We start from the raw sequence: 312 nt of genomic DNA, 5'->3' as shown, positions 1-312 counted from the left end.
AAGCCGTCGCCGATCCGGAGGCATTGCCGCCGCGCATCCTGGTCGGGGGCTCTCTCTATCTTGTCGGCGACGTGCTTGCCGACAACGGCACGCCGCCAAAATGAAGGCTGCGAAATGAAAAAAAGCCCGGTCGAGCCGGGCTTTTTCGTCAATGTGATATAATTCCTCGATATCAATCAGGCAGCGCTCGAAATCCAGTTCGAAAGAGCCGTCTTCGGCTTTGCGCCGACCGAGATATCGGCAACTTCGCCGCCCTTGAAGATTGCAAGGGTCGGAATGGAGCGCACACCGAACTGTGCAGCGAGTTCCGGG

Annotated in this window: 1 protein-coding gene; it reads right to left on the bottom strand. The window is 58.0% G+C overall.

All coding sequences use genetic code 11. The annotated features are described in order from the left end of the window. Positions 1-176: 176 nt before the first annotated feature. On the bottom strand, positions 177-312 hold a 136-nt coding region (locus FY112_RS23065), incomplete at its 5' end, for a thioredoxin domain-containing protein (RefSeq protein WP_246700727.1).

Origin of the sequence: Rhizobium sp. PEPV16 (assembly GCF_008919455.1) — a bacterium.
GTDB classification, from domain to species: Bacteria; Pseudomonadota; Alphaproteobacteria; order Rhizobiales; family Rhizobiaceae; genus Rhizobium; species Rhizobium leguminosarum_Q.
Note: the sequence above shows the minus strand (reverse complement) of the source record. Positions and strands in the feature narration are given on the sequence as shown.